The sequence below is a fragment of the Streptomyces sp. NPDC037421 genome, from assembly GCF_055602105.1.
In genome coordinates this window covers 26,417-44,477 of sequence record NZ_JBVJWV010000045.1, presented here as the reverse complement: position 1 = coordinate 44,477, position 18,061 = coordinate 26,417, and the positions used below count along the sequence as shown (strand labels likewise).

Annotated in this window: 17 protein-coding genes; 7 read left to right on the top strand and 10 right to left on the bottom strand. The window is 70.1% G+C overall.

Annotated elements, in window-relative coordinates:
• Positions 1 to 94: 94 nt before the first annotated feature.
• A complete protein-coding gene (locus tag ACZ7IF_RS35870; RefSeq protein ID WP_470980576.1) occupies positions 95 to 1,546 on the bottom strand; it encodes a CCA tRNA nucleotidyltransferase in 1,452 nt (483 codons plus the stop codon).
• A 185-nt stretch (positions 1,547 to 1,731) separates the two neighbouring features.
• Here ACZ7IF_RS35870 and ACZ7IF_RS35865 point away from each other — a divergent pair, with 185 nt between their 5' ends.
• The 7 genes from ACZ7IF_RS35865 (at position 1,732) to trxA (ending at position 11,250) form a co-directional block, all read left to right on the top strand.
• Positions 1,732 to 3,999, top strand: coding sequence for a DUF6049 family protein (locus ACZ7IF_RS35865; RefSeq protein ID WP_470980574.1), 2,268 nt, complete (start codon positions 1,732 to 1,734; stop codon positions 3,997 to 3,999).
• Positions 4,000 to 4,045: 46 nt separating this feature from the next.
• Positions 4,046 to 6,241 (top strand): murein biosynthesis integral membrane protein MurJ, encoded by a 2,196-nt coding sequence (murJ, locus tag ACZ7IF_RS35860; protein ID WP_470980571.1) that lies wholly within the window; start codon positions 4,046 to 4,048, stop codon positions 6,239 to 6,241.
• A 117-nt stretch (positions 6,242 to 6,358) separates the two neighbouring features.
• Positions 6,359 to 8,059, top strand: coding sequence for a protein kinase family protein (locus ACZ7IF_RS35855; protein WP_470980568.1), 1,701 nt, complete (start codon positions 6,359 to 6,361; stop codon positions 8,057 to 8,059).
• Between the two features lie 25 nt (positions 8,060 to 8,084).
• Entirely contained in the window at positions 8,085 to 8,786 is a 702-nt protein-coding gene (gene sigM, locus ACZ7IF_RS35850; protein ID WP_470980565.1) for an RNA polymerase sigma factor SigM, read from the top strand.
• A complete protein-coding gene (locus ACZ7IF_RS35845; RefSeq protein WP_470980562.1) occupies positions 8,783 to 9,754 on the top strand; it encodes an anti-sigma factor family protein in 972 nt (323 codons plus the stop codon). The genes sigM and ACZ7IF_RS35845 overlap by 4 nt, the downstream gene beginning before the upstream one ends.
• A 147-nt stretch (positions 9,755 to 9,901) precedes the next feature.
• The gene (trxB, locus tag ACZ7IF_RS35840; RefSeq protein ID WP_401245700.1) at positions 9,902 to 10,861 is read left to right on the top strand and encodes a thioredoxin-disulfide reductase; all 960 of its coding nucleotides are present in this window, start codon (positions 9,902 to 9,904) and stop codon (positions 10,859 to 10,861) included.
• Positions 10,862 to 10,911: 50 nt separating this feature from the next.
• Complete coding sequence (trxA, locus tag ACZ7IF_RS35835; RefSeq protein WP_470980559.1) at positions 10,912 to 11,250, top strand: thioredoxin; 339 nt, start codon at positions 10,912 to 10,914, stop codon at positions 11,248 to 11,250.
• 90 nt (positions 11,251 to 11,340) lie between these two features.
• Here the strand turns inward: trxA and ACZ7IF_RS35830 are convergent, their stop codons facing one another.
• From ACZ7IF_RS35830 to rpmH, 9 genes are all read right to left on the bottom strand, one after another.
• Complete coding sequence (locus ACZ7IF_RS35830) at positions 11,341 to 11,964, bottom strand: GNAT family N-acetyltransferase (protein WP_007265237.1); 624 nt, start codon at positions 11,962 to 11,964, stop codon at positions 11,341 to 11,343.
• Positions 11,965 to 12,049: 85 nt separating this feature from the next.
• Positions 12,050 to 13,132, bottom strand: coding sequence for a ParB/RepB/Spo0J family partition protein (locus ACZ7IF_RS35825; RefSeq protein WP_470980554.1), 1,083 nt, complete (start codon positions 13,130 to 13,132; stop codon positions 12,050 to 12,052).
• Positions 13,129 to 14,229, bottom strand: coding sequence for a ParA family protein (locus tag ACZ7IF_RS35820; RefSeq protein WP_470980551.1), 1,101 nt, complete (start codon positions 14,227 to 14,229; stop codon positions 13,129 to 13,131). The genes ACZ7IF_RS35825 and ACZ7IF_RS35820 overlap by 4 nt, the downstream gene beginning before the upstream one ends.
• 255 nt (positions 14,230 to 14,484) lie before the next feature.
• On the bottom strand, positions 14,485 to 15,222 hold the full coding sequence (gene rsmG, locus ACZ7IF_RS35815; RefSeq protein ID WP_125595675.1) for a 16S rRNA (guanine(527)-N(7))-methyltransferase RsmG: 738 nt from the start codon (positions 15,220 to 15,222) through the stop codon (positions 14,485 to 14,487).
• Between the two features lie 128 nt (positions 15,223 to 15,350).
• Positions 15,351 to 15,863, bottom strand: a complete 513-nt coding sequence (locus ACZ7IF_RS35810) for a Jag family protein (RefSeq protein WP_362456712.1) — start codon at positions 15,861 to 15,863, stop codon at positions 15,351 to 15,353.
• Between the two features lie 14 nt (positions 15,864 to 15,877).
• A complete protein-coding gene (yidC, locus tag ACZ7IF_RS35805; RefSeq protein WP_470980547.1) occupies positions 15,878 to 16,984 on the bottom strand; it encodes a membrane protein insertase YidC in 1,107 nt (368 codons plus the stop codon).
• Between the two features lie 3 nt (positions 16,985 to 16,987).
• A complete protein-coding gene (gene yidD / locus ACZ7IF_RS35800; RefSeq protein ID WP_007265231.1) occupies positions 16,988 to 17,269 on the bottom strand; it encodes a membrane protein insertion efficiency factor YidD in 282 nt (93 codons plus the stop codon).
• Positions 17,266 to 17,640, bottom strand: a complete 375-nt coding sequence (gene rnpA, locus ACZ7IF_RS35795) for a ribonuclease P protein component (RefSeq protein WP_007265230.1) — start codon at positions 17,638 to 17,640, stop codon at positions 17,266 to 17,268. Before rnpA ends, yidD begins: the two co-directional genes overlap by 4 nt.
• 21 nt (positions 17,641 to 17,661) lie before the next feature.
• A complete protein-coding gene (gene rpmH, locus ACZ7IF_RS35790) occupies positions 17,662 to 17,799 on the bottom strand; it encodes a 50S ribosomal protein L34 (protein ID WP_018547628.1) in 138 nt (45 codons plus the stop codon).
• Positions 17,800 to 18,061: the final 262 nt, after the last annotated feature.

Genomic DNA, 18,061 nt, shown 5'->3' with positions numbered 1-18,061 from the left:
GGGGCCAACCCCCGGACCCCCGGGGGAGATTCCCCCCGGGGAACGGCGGGGGGGGTGGTTTTCCCCCCCCCCCCCCCCCGCCGCGGATCACACATCAGGCCTGGGGAGCCTGAGCCGCCCACCACTCCTTGAGGGCCGCAACGGCCGCCTCACGGCCCATCGGGCCGTTCTCCAGCCGCAGCTCCAGCAGGAAGGCGTAGGCCTTGCCCACCGCCGGGCCGGGGCCGATCTCCAGGATCTGCTGGATCTCGTTCCCGTTCAGGTCGGGGCGGATCGCGTCCAGCTCCTCCTGCTCCTGGAGCTGCGCGATGCGCTCCTCCAGGCCGTCATAGGTACGGGAGAGCGCGTTGGCCTTGCGCTTGTTGCGCGTGGTGCAGTCCGACCGGGTCAGCTTGTGCAGCCGGTCGAGCAGCGGGCCCGCGTCGCGGACGTAGCGCCGCACCGCCGAGTCCGTCCACTCCCCGTCCCCGTACCCGTGGAACCGCAGGTGCAGCTCCACCAGCCGCGACACGTCCTTGACCATGTCGTTGGAGTACTTCAGCGCCGTCATGCGCTTCTTGGTCATCTTCGCGCCGACCACCTCGTGGTGGTGGAAGGAGACACGGCCGTCGCTCTCGAAGCGGCGGGTCCGGGGCTTGCCGATGTCGTGCAGCAGGGCGGCCAGCCGCAGCACCAGGTCCGGGCCGTCCTCCTCCAGGTCGATCGCCTGCTCCAGGACGATCAGCGAGTGGTCGTAGACGTCCTTGTGCCGGTGGTGCTCGTCACGCTCCAGCCGCAGGGCCGGCAGCTCCGGCAGGACCCGGTCGGCGAGACCGGTGTCCACCAGCAGGCCCAGGCCCTTGCGGGGGTGTGCGGACAGCAGCAGCTTGTTCAGCTCGCCCTGCACGCGCTCGGCCGAGACGATCTCGATCCGGTCGGACATCGCCTTCATCGCCGACACGACCTCGGGCGCGACCTCGAAGTCCAGCTGCGCGGCGAACCGGGCGGCGCGCAGCATGCGCAGCGGATCGTCGGAGAAGGAGTCCTCCGGGGTGCCGGGAGTCCGCAGCACGCCGGCGGCCAGGTCCTCCAGGCCGCCGTGCGGGTCGACGAACTCCTGCTCCGGGAGGGCCAGGGCCATGGCGTTGACGGTGAAGTCCCGTCGGACCAGGTCCTCCTCGATGGAGTCGCCGTAGGAGACCTCGGGCTTGCGCGAGGTGCGGTCGTACGCCTCGGAACGGTACGTCGTCACCTCGATCTGGAACCCGTCGCGCTGCGCCCCGACGGTACCGAAGGCGATGCCGACGTCCCAGAGCGAGTCCGCCCAGGGACGCATGATCTTCAGTACGGCCTCGGGGCGCGCGTCGGTGGTGAAGTCGAGGTCGTTGCCGAGACGCCCGAGCAGCGCGTCGCGGACGGACCCGCCGACCAGGGCGAGGCGGAAGCCCGCCTCCTGGAACCGGCGTCCGAGCTCGTCGGCGACAGGAGCGACCCGCAGCAGTTCACTGACCGCGCGGCGCTGCACCTGACTCAGGGCACTGGGGTTGTCTTCATTGGCGTTCGGCACAACAGAAAAGGGTACGTGGCCCGCCCGGCGAGGGCTCCCCCGTTTCACCGCCGCCCCGCCACCGGGGCCCCGAAGCGGAACCGATCGTGTGGAGCAAGGCGCGGCACTCGCACACAGCGCGCCTCGTTACCATGCGTGGACGCAGAACCGACGACCACTGACACTTCGAGGGACGGGCGAAACGCGTGGCCGAGGCGGCAGACATCCAGGGGACGGCCCCCGTCCCTGCCCGACGCCGCTGGCTGCGGCGGGCAGTCGTCCTGCTCAGCGGGACGCCGGTACTGGCCGCTCTGATCTACGCCCCCGCCCCGGTCGCGCACGCGGCCGATTCCTCGGTCGACGTCCAGCTGACCGAGGTGTCACCGAGCGCTCCGCTCAAGAGCGACACGCTCACGATCTCCGGCACCGTGGTCAACAACGGCTCGGAGACGATCAAGAACGCCCACGTGGGATTGCGGGTCGGACCCCGGCTGGGGGACCGTTCGGCGATCGGCGAGGTGGCGGACCGCAAGGGCTTCCGGCCCGGAGCGGACCCGGGGGAGATCGACTCGGCCTTCGCCGTGAAGATCGACTCGCTGACCTCCAAGGTCGGCCAGCAGTTCACGATCAAGGTGCCGGTCAACAAGCTGGACCTGGGCGCGGACGGGGTCTACCAGCTCGGCGTCTCCCTGTCCGGGTCGACCGACAGCCGCCCGCACGAGCAGGTCCTGGGCATCCAGCGGACCTTCCTGCCCTGGCAGCCGGACCCGGCCGCCAAGCGGTCCTCGCTGACCTACGTGTGGCCGCTGGTCTCCACCACGCACGTCACCGCCGAAACCGGCTCGGACGAGCTCCAGACCCCCGTCTTCCTCGACGACTCCCTCGCGGACGACCTGCGGCCGGGCGGCCGCCTGGAGCGGATGGTCGCGCTCGGCAAGGACCTGCCGGTCACCTGGGTCATCGACCCCGACCTGCTCACCACCATCGACGCCATGACCAAGGGCTACCGGGTCCGCAGCCCCGACCCGGACGGCAAGCCCGTACAGGGCAGGAACAAGGCCGTCGCCGAGCAGTGGCTGAGCGCCCTGGAGACCGCCGTACAGGGCAAGAAGGTCGTCGCGCTGCCCTTCGCCGACCCCGACATCGCCTCCCTCGCCCACCACGGCAAGGACGTCTCGGGCACCCTGGGCCAGCTGCGGCCCGCCACCGACAAGGCGAAGCAGGCCGTGGAGACGGTGCTGCACGTCCCCGCGTCCACCGACTTCTCCTGGCCGGTGGAGGGCGCCATCGACCCCTCGATCGTCAACGTCGCCACCTCGGCCGGCGCGCACAACGTCCTGGCCCGCAGCGACAGCCTCCAGGAGACCGGCGCACTCGGCTACACCCCGACGGCCGCCCGTCCCATCGGTGCGGGCACCACCGCCGTGGTGGCCGACGCGGACCTCTCCACCGCCTTCGAGGGCGACATGGCCGCCGCCGGGAGCTCCACGCTCGCCGTGCAGCGCTTCCTGGCCCACAGCCTCGCCCTGAACCTGCAGAACAGCGACGAGCCGCGCAGCTACGTGGTGACCCCCCAGCGCCGGCCGACCGCCAGCCAGGCGGATTCGATGGCCATCGCCCTGCGCGGGCTCCAGGCGGCCCGCTGGACCCAGCCCTCCGACCTGGAGGCGGCGGCCGCGGCGAAGCCCGACCCCGGCGCCGCGACCCAGGTGCCGGGCGCCGGCCAGTACCCGGAAGCCCTGGCCAAGCAGGAGCTTCCGGTGTCCGCCTTCGAGAAGATCCGCACCACGCAGAACACCCTCGACCACTTCAAGGTCATCCTCTCGGCGCCGGACCGCGTCGAGATCCCCTTCGGGAACACCACGAACCGGGAGATGTCGACCTCCTGGCGGGGCCGCCCCGAGGAGGCCGCCGCCTACCGCGACCAGGTCCAGGCCTACCTGATCGGGCTGACCGACAAGGTCAAGGTCGTCCCCAAGTCCGACGCCACCCTGTCCGGCCACAGCGCGACCATTCCCGTCAGCGTCCAGAACAGCCTCGTCCAGGACGTCCACAACCTCGTGCTCCGGGTGAAGTCCGCCAATCCCACCCGCCTGATGTTCGGCGACAGCGGCGAAGCAGAAGAGGAAGTCACCGTTCAGGGCGGTCACAGCCAGACGGTAAAGTTCACCGCCAACGCCACCGCGAGTGGTCCGGTCGAGGTCAGCGCACGCCTGTACACCAAGGACGGCGTGCCGTACGGCAAGGAACGCAAGTTCACGGTCGAGGCCACCGAGATCACTCCCACCGTCATGCTCGTCATCGCCGGCGGTGTGCTCCTCCTCGTTCTGGCGGGCATCAAGATGTACGCCAGCCGCAAGCGCGTCGCCGCGCGAGCGGCCGCGGAGGAGAGCACGCAGCCGAGTGACGAGACCACGGACACCGAACCGCAAAGCACCGAGGGGTCCGGCACGGGTGAGACAGTGGACCGTTGAGCGATGCCGTGGCCGGTCGGCCTGGGGACGATGAGGTGGGGTTGCGATGAACGCGCCGTACAACGGTGACCGCGCGCAGGGCACTGGCGGGCCCATGCCCTCCCAGGGCACTGCCCCGGGCGCTCCGGTGCCCGGACAGGTTCCGGCGCCCGCGCCCCCGCAGGACCGCGACCCGTACGTCCAGGACGCCTACGACTACGACCCCTACCGGTCGCAGGACCTGTCGGCCCAGGACCCGGTCGCCGAGGCCCTCTACGACCGGGCCTCGCACCCCCCGCCGCCGCCGGGCACCTACCAGGAGGCCGGTCCGCTCTACGCGGCCCCCCAGACGCCCTCGCACGGCCCCGACCCGCGCGTGTGGGCCCAGACCCCGCCGCCTGAGCCGGACGGCCCTTCCCGCCACCTGCCCTACGGCGACCACGCGGCGACGACGCAGTTCGTCGGGGTGGACTCGCTCGTGACCCGGGCGTCCGAGGAAGACCCCGAGCCCGACGCCTTCACGCACCTCTACCGCGACCAGCAGGCCGCCCCCGGCGCCACCGCCACCGCCGCCGCCTCCGCCGAGGACGCCCCGGTCGCGGCACCGGCCCCGGCCAAGCCCGCCGGCAAGGCCGCGAGCCTGATGAAGTCGAGCGCCCTGATGGCGGCCGGCACGATCGTCTCCCGCATCACCGGCTTCGCCCGCACCCTGGTGATCGCCGGCGCCATCGGCGTCGCGTCCCTCAACGACTCCTACCAGGTCGCCAACACCCTGCCCACGATGATCTACGTCCTCGTCGGCGGCGGCGCCCTCAACGCGGTCTTCATCCCCCAGCTCGTCCGGGCCATGAAGAACGACGACGACGGCGGCGAGGCCTACGCCAACCGCCTGCTGACCCTCGTGGTGGTCCTGCTGGGCGCGGTCACCACCATCTGCGTGTTCGCGGCCCCGCTCTTCATCGGCATGATGTCGCAGAAGATCGCCGACAACCCGCAGCGCATGGACGTCGCGGTCGCGTTCGCGCACTACTGCCTGCCCACCATGTTCTTCATGGGCGTGCACGTGGTGCTCGGTCAGATCCTCAACGCCCGCGGCCGGTTCGGCGCGATGATGTGGACCCCGGTCCTCAACAACATCGTGGTCATCGCCACCTTCGGCACCTTCATCTGGGCCTTCGGCGGCTTCACCGCCACCGGCGTCTCCGAGGCGACGATCACGCCCGAGGGCGTCCGCCTGCTGGGCATCGGCACCCTGCTCGGCCTCGTCGTCCAGTCCCTGGCGATGCTGCCCTACCTGCGCGAAGCCGGCTTCAAGATGCGGCTGCGCTTCGACTGGAAGGGCCACGGCCTCGGCAAGGCCGCCGGGCTGGCCAAGTGGACCTTCTTCTTCGTCCTCGCCAACCAGCTCGGCCTGGTCGTCGTGACCCAGCTCGCCACCTGGGCCGGTGAGCTCGCCGACAAGCAGGGCCACGGCGGTACCGGCATCACCGGCTACAACTACGCCCTGCTGCTCTGGCAGATGCCGCAGGCCATCATCACCGTCTCCGTCATGACGGCCGTCCTGCCCCGCATTTCGCGCTCGGCCCACGACGGCGACGCCGCCGCCGTCCGCGACGACATCTCCTACGGCCTGCGCACCTCGGCCGTCGCGATCGTCCCCTGTGCCTTCGCCTTCCTCGCCCTGGGCGTACCGATGTCGACGCTGCTCTACGCCAGCACCGGCGCCGACGACGCCACCAACATCGGCTTCATCCTGATGGCCTTCGGTCTCGGCCTGATCCCGTACTCGGTCCAGTACGTGGTCCTGCGCGGCTTCTACGCCTACGAGGACACCCGGACCCCCTTCTACAACACGGTCATCGTGGCCGCCGTCAACGCCGGCGTCTCCGCCCTGGCCTTCTTCGTCCTCCCGGCCCGCTGGGCCGTCGTCGGCATGGCCGCCGCCTACGGCCTCGGCTACGCCGTCGGTGTCGGCGTGGCCTGGCGCCGCCTGAAGGCGCGCCTCGGCGGGGACCTCGACGGCGCCCACGTGATGCGCACCTACACCCGCCTGATCGGCGCGTGCGTCCCGGCGGCCGTCGTGGCGGGCGCAGTCGCCTACGGGGTCACCCAGTGGCTGGGGAACGGAGCCCTCGGTTCCCTCGCCGCCCTGGTCGCGGGTCTCGTCTCCCTCGGCGCCGTGTTCCTCCTCGCCGCCAAGCGGATGCGGATCGAAGAGCTCAACTCCATGGTCGGAATGGTCCGCGGACGTCTGGGGCGCTGATGCGCACAACCGTCACCCCCCTTCGTGTGTCGTGCATAGCGGCGGACTGTGGGCACAATTGGCATGGCTTCGCAGACTGGCCGACAGCGCGCAACGGATGGGGAGGCAGGGACGACGGTGGCGGAACGTAGCACGGCTGCCGTCGACGTGGCCGACAACAGCGGCGAGCAGCCGCTGGCCGCAGATGCGGCCAAGGCCACGGCCGACGGGGTGGACGCCAATAACGGAAAAGCCTCGGACGGACCCGTGCCCGAGAAGGACGGCGAGCGCGCGAACGCGGCACCCGCGGCCGCGCCGGAGCTCCACAGCGGGCACAAGCTAGCGCGGCGCTACCGCCTGGAGGAGTGCGTCACCCGCCTGGACGGCTTCAGCAGCTGGCGGGCCATGGACGAGAAGCTGCGCCGCGCGGTGGGCGTCCACCTGCTGCCCGCGGACCACCCCAGGGCCCGCAGCGTCCTGGCCGCCGCCCGCTCCTCCGCCCTGCTCGGCGACCCCCGGTTCGTCCAGGTCCTCGACGCCGTGGAGGAGAACGACCTCGTCTACGTCGTCCACGAGTGGCTGCCCGACGCCACCGAACTGACCTCGGTCCTCGCCGCCGGCACCCTCGAACCCCACGAGGCCTACCAGCTGGTCAGCCAGGTCTCCCAGGCCATGGCCGCCGCCCACCGCGAGGGCCTGGCCCACCTGCGCCTGACACCCAGCGCGATACTGCGCACCTCCACGGGCCAGTACCGCATCCGCGGCCTCGCCGTGAACGCCGCCCTGCGCGGCATCACCAGCGACACCCCGCAGCGGGCGGACACCGAGGCCATCGGCGCACTGCTCTACGCCTCCCTCACCCAGCGCTGGCCTTACGAGAACGACGCGTACGGCCTGCGCGGCCTGCCCAAGGGAGTCGGCCTGCTCGCCCCCGACCAGGTCCGCGCCGGCGTCCACCGGGGCCTCGGCGAGCTCGCCATGCGCGCCCTCGCCAACGACGGGGCGACCGCGTCCCGCCAGGAGCCCGCCTGCACCAGCCCCGAGGAGCTGGCCAAGGCCGTCGCCGAGATGCCCCGCATCCGGCCGCCGGAGCCCGCCTTCACCGCGCCTCCGGAGTACCAGCACACCACCTACCAGCAGGGCACCTACGGCCGCCCCGCCCCGGTCGGCATGCCCACCACCCAGGCGGTCCCGTCCGTCCCCCCGCCGCCGCTGCAGAGCCGCACCGGCCGCGCCCTGAAGTGGGGCGTCGCCGCCCTGCTGATCGTCGCCCTGGGCCTCGGCAGCTGGCAGCTCGCCGACAGGCTCCTGGACCACGGCAAGTCGGGCGGCGGTGACAGCACCCAGACCCAGCAGCAGGGCCCCAACGACGCCGCGCAGAAGAAGGAGCCCGCGCCGCTCTCCATCAAGGGCGCGAAGGAGTACGCGCCGGACGGCGTCCCGCAGAACGCGAAAGACGTCGGCAAGACGTACGACGGGGACGCCTCCACCTACTGGCGGACCAGGAGCTTCTCCGACGGCCCCAAGGTCGTGATCAAGCCCGGTGTCGGAATCGTCTACGACCTCGGCTCCGAGCAGGAGGTCAGCGAGGTCTCGATAGGGCTGAAGCACCCGGGCGACCACACCACCCTGACGCTGTACGCGGCCGAGTCGGTCGACCCGAAGAAGAAGATCACGGGCACGACCACCAAGGACGGCAACGTCAAGCTGACCCCCGAGAAGCCGGTCAAGACGCGCTACGTGCTCCTGTGGATCACGGCCATGCCGTACGCGCCGTACGACGACTTCAGCGGAGCCGGCTACAAGCAGGGCATCACGGACGTGCAGTTCAAGGGCTGACGCAGGCAGGGGAGGGGGCTCACCGTTGGACGACGCCGCGACCGGCGAACGCAGCGACCAGGATCTCCTTTCCCTGCACGTCGCCGGCGATCCCGACGCCTTCGGGGAACTCGTACGCCGTCACCGCGACCGGCTCTGGGCCGTCGCACTGCGCACCCTCGGCGACCGTGAGGAGGCCGCGGACGCCGTCCAGGACGCCCTCGTCTCCGCCTACCGGGCCGCCCACACCTTCCGGGGCGATTCCGCCGTCACGACCTGGCTGCACCGGATCACCGTCAACGCCTGCCTCGACCGCGCCCGCAAGGCCGCCTCCCGCCGGACCGCGCCCCTCGACGACACGGACCGCCTGGAGCGGCTGCTGGAGCCCCACGAGTCCGCCGAGGCACCTGCGGAGCGCCAGGACCTCCACCGCCAGCTCCTGGCCGCCCTCAGCACCCTCCCGGCCGAGCAGCGGGCCGCCCTCGTCCTCGTCGACATGCAGGGATACCCCGTCGCCGACGCCGCCCGCATCCTCGACGTCCCCACCGGCACCGTGAAGAGCCGGTGCGCGCGGGGCCGGGCCAAACTCCTCCCGATGCTCACTCATCTGCGCACGAATGCCGGGGATAACACCACCTCGGAGCGGGGAAGGAACCGGACGCCGGGGACAGCCGTCCCACCTGCGGCAGACCCCAGGAATCCAGAACCGGATCCAAACGCTGTGAAGGGCGGAGGTGGACGACCGTGAGCCCCTCAACCGGCACGACCGGCACTGCCGGCACGACCTGGCACCCGGAGGTCTCGGAGATCTCCGACCTCACCGAAGGGCTGCTCTCCCCCTCCCGCACCGCCGAGGTGCGCCGCCACCTCGGGGCCTGCGCGCTGTGCGCCGACGTGCTCGCCTCCCTGGAGGAGATCCGGTCCCTCCTCGGCACGCTCCCGGGACCGCCGCGCATGCCCTCCGCCATCGCCGGCCGGATCGACGCGGCCCTCGCCGCCGAGGCACTCCTCGACTCGACGACCTCCCGGGCCGAGGCGGCCGTCTCCGAGGCGCATCCCGCGGGCGATGTTTCACGTGAAACATCGCCGGCGGCCCCGGGCAGCTCCGGCCGGAGCGAGGCCCACCGGCCCACCGGTCACCCGTCTGGCCCAACCGGTCCCGGCCGTCGTCGCGCCCGGCGCCGTATCGCCGTCCTCACCGGGCTGGCCGGGGCTGCCGCCTGCGCGCTCGCCGTCTTCCTCTTCAACGGACTGGGAGGCACCGGCTCGCACGACACCGCAACGCGCAACGACACTGCGAGGGCCTCCGCCGACTCCGCCACGCCCGGCGAGTACACGGCCCAGGGACTCCGGCAGAGCGTTCGGCAGCTGCTGGCCGGCGAAGCCGCGGCAAACACCCCGAAGACCGCGCCAGGCGAGACCGACAGGAACATGGGCCTGCAGAACACTTCTCCCGGTCTGGCTCCCGCCGACCGGCTCGCCCCTCAGGAGCCGGCTCCGGTCCCGCCCTGTGTCCAGCAGGGCACCGGCCGCACCGAGCCTCCGGTCGCCGCCGAGCGCGGCAGCTACCAGGGCACTCCCGTCTACCTCGTCGTACTGCCCCACCCGGGCGACGCCGCCCGGGTGGACGCCTATCTCGTGCCCGCCGGCTGCGCGGACAATCCGGCACAAACACCGGACAAGCCGCTGCTTACCAGTACATATCCCCGCAACTGACGGGATCACGGGGTGGCCCGCCGCGCGTTGCGGGACTGGAGGGGCCAAGCGGGGAATGTGCGCGCCGTAGGATCCGTTGGGTGGGGTGAGAGTCCGCACCGGCCCCCGGTAGGCAGCACGAAGTCCGCAGAGACGAGGAAAGAACCCGTGAGCGACGTACGAAACGTGATCATCATCGGCTCCGGGCCGGCCGGTTACACGGCCGCCCTGTACACCGCACGCGCTTCGCTCAACCCCCTGGTCTTCGAAGGTGCCGTCACCGCCGGCGGCGCGCTCATGAACACCACCGAGGTCGAGAACTTCCCCGGCTTCCGGGACGGCATCATGGGTCCGGACCTCATGGACAACATGCGCGACCAGGCCGAGCGCTTCGGCGCCGAGCTCGTCCCGGACGATGTCGTCGCCGTGGACCTCACCGGTGAGATCAAGACCGTCACGGACACCGCCGGCACGGTGCACCGCGCCAAGGCCGTCATCGTCACCACCGGTTCGCAGCACCGCAAGCTCGGTCTGCCCAACGAGGACGCCCTCTCCGGACGCGGTGTCTCCTGGTGCGCCACCTGCGACGGGTTCTTCTTCAAGGACCAGGACATCGCCGTCGTCGGCGGCGGCGACACCGCGATGGAGGAGGCCACCTTCCTCTCCCGGTTCGCCAAGTCCGTCACGATCGTCCACCGCCGTGACAGCCTGCGCGCCTCCAAGACCATGCAGGACCGCGCCTTCGCCGACCCGAAGATCAAGTTCGCCTGGGACAGCGAGGTCGCCGAGATCCACGGCGAGCAGAAGCTCTCCGGCCTCACCCTGCGCAACACCAAGACCGGTGAGACCTCCGAGCTGCCCGTGACCGGCCTGTTCATCGCCGTCGGACACGACCCGCGGACCGAGCTGTTCACCGGCCAGCTCGACCTGGACGACGAGGGCTACCTCAAGGTCGACGCTCCCTCGACGCGCACCAACGTCACCGGTGTCTTCGGCGCCGGCGACGTCGTGGACCACACCTACCGTCAGGCGATCACCGCGGCCGGTACCGGCTGCTCCGCCGCCCTCGACGCGGAGCGCTTCCTCGCGGCGCTCGCGGACGCCGAGCCGGCGACCGCGACCGTCTGACCCGGCTCCATCCCCACACCCCACACCCCGTAGAAGAGAAGGAGGCCGCTGTGGCCGGCACCCTCAAGAACGTGACCGACTCGGACTTCGACGAAGTCGTCCTGCGCAGCGACAAGCCCGTGCTGGTGGACTTCTGGGCCGAGTGGTGCGGCCCGTGCCGCCAGATCGCGCCTTCGCTGGAGGCCATCGCCGCCGAGCACGGCGACCAGATCGAGATCGTGAAGCTCAACATCGACCAGAACCCGGGCACCGCGGCCAAGTACGGCGTCATGTCCATCCCGACCCTGAACGTCTACCAGGGCGGCGAGGTCGTGAAGACCATCGTCGGTGCGAAGCCCAAGGCCGCCATCCTGCGCGACCTGTCGGACTTCGTCGAGGTGCAGGCCTGATCAGCCGCTCCGCACGGTCGGCAGTGACCACGTGAAACGGGGCCGCCCCTGAAGGGGCGGCCCCGTTCGCGTGTCCGGAAGCCCGCACGCTCACAGCGGGCGCAGCGCCGGCTCCTTGCGGGCCCTCGCTCCGCCCAACAGGCGGTCCAGCGCCAGCTCCACGTCTTCCTTCCACGACAGCGTCGTGCGCAACTCCAGCCTCAGCCGGGGGTGGGACGGATGGGGGCGTACGGTCTTGAAGCCCACCGACAGCAGATGATCGGCCGGCAGCAGACAGGCGGGCCGCTCCCACCGCGCTTCACCGAACGCCTCGATCGCCTTGAACCCCCGCCGGAGCAGATCCTTCGCGACCGTCTGGACCATCACCCGCCCCAGGCCCTGCCCCTGATACCCCGGCATGATCCAGCCCGTGATCAACTGCACGGCGTCCGGGGACACCGGGCTCGTCGGGAAGGAAGCGGCCCTCGGCACATAGGCGGGCGGGGCGTACAGCACGAACCCGACCGGGACCTCGTCCACGTAGACCACCCGGCCGCAGGAGCCCCAGTCCAGGAGGACGGCCGAGATCCAGGCCTCCTTCTCCAGCTCAGGGGTACCCGCCTTCACGGCAGCCTCGCCGGTGACGGGATCCAGCTCCCAGAACACACAGCTCCGGCAACGCCTGGGCAGGTCCTGGAGGTTGTCCAGCGTGAGCGGTACCAGCCGACGACCCATGCCCACATCGTAAGCACTGCCTCCTGCTTCTTCGAGTGTGGACATCTCGAAGAAGCAGGGGGCAGCAAGTGGAACGAGCTGGGGACTACTCCCCGGAGAGGCCCTGTTCGAGGACGCGGCCCTCACCCGGGGCCAGGGTTCCCAGGATGCGCTCCAGGTCCTCCATCGACGCGAACTCGACGGTGATCTTGCCCTTCTTCTGGCCCAGATCCACCTTCACGCGGGTCTCGAACCGGTCCGACAGACGCGTCGCCAGCTCGCTGAGCGCCGGGGACACCCGCGTGCCGGCCCGCGGACCCTTGGGCTTCACGGTGCTCGACGGCTCCGAGCCCATCAGCTGGATGATCTCCTCAACCGAGCGCACGGACAGGCCCTCGGCCACGATCCGCTCGGCGATGCGGAGCTGCTCCCCGAAGTCCTCCACGGATACGAGGGCCCGTGCGTGGCCCGCCAGCAGCACACCGGAGGCCACCTTGAGCTGTACCTCGGGCGAGAGCCTCAGCAGCCGCAGGGTATTGGTGACCTGCGGACGCGAGCGCCCGATCCGGTCCGCCAGCTGGTCGTGGGTGCAGTTGAACTCCTTGAGGAGCTGGTCGTACGCGGCAGCCTCCTCCAGCGGGTTCAGCTGTACCCGGTGCAGGTTCTCCAGGAGGGCGTCCAGCAGGAGCTTGTCGTCGTCCGTCGCCCGGATGATCGCGGGGATGCTCTCCAGCCCCGCCTGCCCGCAGGCGCGGAAACGCCGCTCGCCCATGATCAGCTCATAGCGGCCGGGCTCCGTCTCCCGGACCACCACGGGCTGGAGCAGGCCCACCGTCTGGATCGAGGTCACCAGCTCGGCCAGCGCCACGTCATCGAGGTGTTCCATGTTGCGCGGCTGGCGCGGGTTCGGGGAGATCGCGTCCAGCGGAAGCTCCGCGAACGTCGCCCCCGCCACCTCATTGCTCTCCGGCTGCGGAGCCGCCGTCTCGACCGGCACCGATGTTTCACGTGAAACATCCGCCTGGACCAACGCGGCAAGCTTCGCCGCGGCGATCCCCCGCTCCGACTGGAGCACCGGCACCGCCGACGGGTTCGTCGATCCCGTACCCACCACCGGAGTCTTCTCCTGGGGAGCGGACGGGATCAACGCGCCGAGCCCCCGCCCCAGACCCCTACGTCGCTCGCTCACTGGATCCCCTCCGCCACACTCTGCGTGCTGTTCATACCCGCGCCCACATGGGCGTGCTGGGCTTCGTAATGGATTCCGGCCCCCCGCAGCGCGATCTCCCGCGCTGCTTCCAGGTAGGAAAGGGCACCGCTGGAACCCGGGTCGTACGTGAGAACCGTCTGCCCGTAGCTCGGAGCCTCCGAAATACGCACCGACCGCGGGATGCTCGTGCGCAGCACCTCCTTGCCGAAGTGGGTGCGCACCTCGTCCGCCACCTGCGAGGCCAGTCGCGTCCTGCCGTCGTACATCGTCAGCAGGATCGTCGAGACGTGCAGGGCCGGGTTCAGGTGGGCCCGCACCAGGTCGACATTGCGCAGCAGCTGTCCCAGGCCCTCCAGCGCGTAGTACTCGCACTGGATCGGGATCAACACCTCCGCGCCGGCCACCATGGCGTTCACCGTCAGCAGGCCCAGCGAGGGCGGGCAGTCGATGAGGATGTAGTCGAGCGGCTGCTCGTACGCCTGGATCGCCCGCTGGAGCCGGCTCTCACGAGCCACCAGCGATACCAGCTCGATCTCCGCGCCCGCGAGGTCGATCGTGGCCGGAGCGCAGAAGAGCCCCTCCACATCCACCACCGGCTGGACGACCTCCAGGAGGGGACGGCTGTCCACGAGCACGTCGTAGATGGACGGCACGTCCGCGTGGTGGTCGATTCCCAGCGCGGTGGAGGCGTTGCCCTGCGGGTCGAGGTCGATGACCAGGACACGCGCCCCGTGCAGGGCCAGCGAGGCCGCCAGGTTCACGGTCGTCGTGGTCTTGCCGACGCCGCCCTTCTGGTTCGCCACGACCATGATCCGGGTCTGCGCGGGCCGCGGCAGAGCGGCACCCGTGTGCCCCAGGGCCTCGATCGCCTGCTGGGCGGCGCTGGCGAGCGGGGTGTCCTCGATGTCGTCGTTGTCCACGAGGGGCGGGGACGATGTTTCACGTGAAACATCCTCACCCGGCGATTCAGAGCGGGGACCGGGGACCGGATCGGCCATCGGCCCCGCAAGGTTGGCGTCGGACCGCACGGTGTCACTCTCCTCGGCAGCGGGCTCGCGATGAACAGAGCCTGCCATGCCACCCGGGTCGCGAACCAGCGGGGCCCGTACTCCTGTGGATGAATCCACCGTTGTGGACAACTCCGTCACCCCCGCGTCCTTGCGGTGGCGGGGGGCCGCAGCAGCACGGCCGCGGCTGATGATTCCGTGCAGCAGAGAGCGACGTTTCACGTGAAACACGATGCCCGGACGGAGTCTTCAGCCCGCTACGACACTCCGAAATCCATACCTATAGGGCCCAACCCGCCCCAAAACGCACCGCCGATAGCGGGGTCAGCGGCGCCTGCGCGCGCGCCCCACCCGTGCGGCCTTAGCCCGCTTGGCCGCGAACCTCACTCCACCGGGGCTTTCTCCGACCTCCACCCGGACCACCGTGGACAGGGGGTCGACCACGCCCTCGCCCACGTGGAGGACCGAGGTCTTCACCACACCCAGCTTGGTCAGCGCGACCTTCGCCGAGACCAGCTCCTCCTCGGCGGTGTCGCCCTTCAGAGCCAGCATCTCGCCGTAAGGACGCAGCAGTGGCACACCCCAGCCCGCGAGCCGGTCCAGCGGTGCCACGGCGCGGGCCGTCACCACGTGCACCGGCTGGAGCTTGCCGAGCACCTCCTCGGCCCGGCCCCGCACCACGGTGACGTGGTCCAGCCCGAGCAGCTCCACGACTTCCTGGAGGAAGGTCGTCCTGCGCAGCAGGGGCTCCAGCAGGGTGATCTTCAGGTCCCGCCGCACCAGGGCGAGCGGGATGCCGGGCAGGCCGGCGCCGGAGCCCACGTCGCACACGGTGACGCCCTCCGGCACCACCTCGGAGAGCACCGCGCAGTTCAGCAGGTGCCGCTCCCACAGCCGGGGAACCTCACGCGGACCGATCAGGCCCCGCTTGACCCCCGCGTCCGCCAGCAGCTCCGCGTACCGCACAGCTTCCGGGAAAAACTCACCGAACACCGCGCGCGCCTCTTCGGGCGCCGGGGGCGCCTCTTCAGGCGCCGCGGGAAGCTCCGCTGCCTCCGTCACGGGGACCGTCCTTCCGTACAGAACCGCTCACGCCAAAACCGTGTCGTTCAACCGTGTCGTTCAACTGCCAGGCTTACAAACTTCGGCCCCGCCTGCGACACAGGCGGGGCCGACGCACAACGTTCCGGTCAGGCCGGGAGCACGACGACGAAGCGCTGCGGCTCCTCGCCCTCGGACTCGCTCTTCAGGCCGGCGGCCGCCACGGCGTCGTGGACGACCTTGCGCTCGAAGGGGGTCATCGGGGCCAGCTTCAGCGGCTCGCCCGAGGCCTTCACGTCCGCGGCGGCCTTCGCGCCCAGCGCCGCCAGCTCCTCGCGCTTCTTCGCCCGGAAACCCGCGATGTCCAGCATCAGCCGGCTGCGGTCGCCGGTCTCCCGGTGCACGGCGAGGCGGGTCAGCTCCTGGAGGGCCTCCAGGACCTCCCCGTCGCGGCCCACGAGCTTCTGCAGGTCGCGGCCGCCCGAGTCACTGACGATCGACACCGCAGCGCGGTCCGCCTCGACGTCCATGTCGATGTCGCCGTCCAGGTCGGCGATGTCCAGCAGACCCTCAAGGTAGTCGGCCGCGATCTCACCCTCCTGCTCGAGGCGGGTCAGGGTGTCGCCACTCTCAGCGGCGGCGGTGGTGGTGCCTTCCGTCACGGGAGGGACTCCTTCTACTTCTTGGAGGGCTTGCTGGGGGGCGTCTGACGCTTGGACTTCGACTGCCGCTTCGGCTGCTGCCGCTTGGTGGCGACACCGCCGCTCGCCGCGTCCGAGTCGGCCGTGGCCTCAGAACTCTTGATCACGGAGCCGTCCGCCTGTGCGGCCATGCCCTGCTTCGTCAGCGCGGTGATGAACTTCCGCTCGTTGTCGTTGCGGTCCGGGCCCTTGGCCACGATCGCCGCGACGATCTTCTTCTTGCCCCGGCCCTTGACGTCGCCGTGGGTGCTGACGTGCTTCAGCAGACGGGTCAGGTACTGGTCCTGGGCCTTGCTGCCCGGCGTCGGGTTCTGGTTGATCACGTACATCTGCTGGCCCATGGTCCACACGTTGGTGGTCAGCCAGTAGACGAGGACACCGACGGGGAAGTTGATGCCCATCACCGCGAAGATCACCGGGAAGATGTACATGAGCATCTTCTGCTGCTGCATGAACGGCGTCTTGACCGAGAGGTCGACGTTCTTCTGCATCAGCTGGCGCTGTGTGTAGAACTGCGACAGCGACATCAGGACGATCATGATCGCCGTCACGATGCGCACGTTGGTGATCGAGGCGTCCAGGCCCGCGACCTTCTCGGCGCTGTCGGTGAACTTGGCGGCCAGCGGGGCGCCGAAGATGTGCGCCTGGCGGGCGCTCTCCAGCAGCGACTGGTTGATCACGCCGATGGTCTTGCCGTTGGCGATGCTCGCGAGCACGTGGTAGAGCGCGAAGAAGAAGGGCGACTGCGCCAGGATGGGAAGGCACGAGGAGAGCGGGTTGGTACCCGTCTCCTTGTACAGCTTCATCATCTCTTCGGACTGACGCTGCTTGTCGTTCTTGTAGCGCTCCTGGATCGCCTTCATCTTCGGCTGGAGCGCCTGCATGCCACGCGTCGCCTTGATCTGCTTCACGAAGAGCGGGATCAGGCAGATGCGGATCAGGATCACCAGGGACACGATGGACAGGCCCCAGGCCCATCCACTGTCCGCACCGAAGATCGCGCCGTAGACCTTGTGGAACTGGACGATGATCCACGACACGGGTGTGGTGATAAAGCTGAACAGACTGGCAATCGTGTCCACTAATCAGGCTCCTTGAGCATTGCGAGATCTACGCAACGCACTGCGCAGCTGCTCGTGCCAACGCGGGCGTTTCCGGGGTGGGACATGATCCACACCACCCGGGGACCACGGATTGCACCGCAGGATCCGCCAGGCGGTCAGAGCCGTCCCCTTCACCGCACCATGCCGGTCGATGGCCGTAAACCCGTAGTGCGAGCACGACGGGTAGTAGCGGCACACCGGCCCGAGCAGCGGACTGATCGTCCACTGGTACAGCTTGATCAAAGCGAGCAGCGGGTACTTCATCGAGCCACGCCTCCCAGCAGCCGCGCCAAGGCGGCGTCCAGGTCGCGAGCCAGCTCGTCGACGCCGGCATCAGCGGCTCCGGGCAGGGCCCGCACCACCACCAGGCTACCGGCGGGCAGCTGAGCCAGCCGATCACGCACGAGATGGCGGAGCCGGCGCTTGACCCGGTTGCGGACGACAGCGATGCCGACAGCCTTGCTGACGACGAAACCCGCACGCGGCGAGGGATCTGCATCCCCCGGCTCGTGCGGGTCCGTGGCACCGCTTGTACGTAGGTGGACGACGAGGAGCGGGCGACCGGCCCGACGCCCTCGACGCACCGCGCTCGCGAAGTCCTCGCGCCGCCTCAGCCGATTTTCGGGAGACAGCACGACGTCACGACCTGCGCGTTGTTACGCGGAAAGGGCGGCGCGGCCCTTGCTGCGACGGTTCGCCAGGATCGCGCGACCGGCACGGGTGCGCATCCGCAGGCGGAAGCCGTGGGTCTTGGCGCGGCGGCGGTTGTTCGGCTGGAAGGTGCGCTTGCTCACTCGGGGGCTCCAGAGAATGAATCGTTGTGGCGGTACATCGCCTGGCTGTCACCGTGCGCCCACGAGGAACTCGCGTGTTCGCCCGAGTGGACACCGCTAAATGATCACAATCAGTGACCTTCGCCCATCGGTAGGCAGGCGGCAGCAGCCATCGACAACTCGACCTCGTTACGGTACGCGCGGCTACGCCATCCGGTCAAACCGAGCGTCCGCTGCCCCACACTGTGCACAGGCTGTGGACAACGACTTGAACCCTACCCAC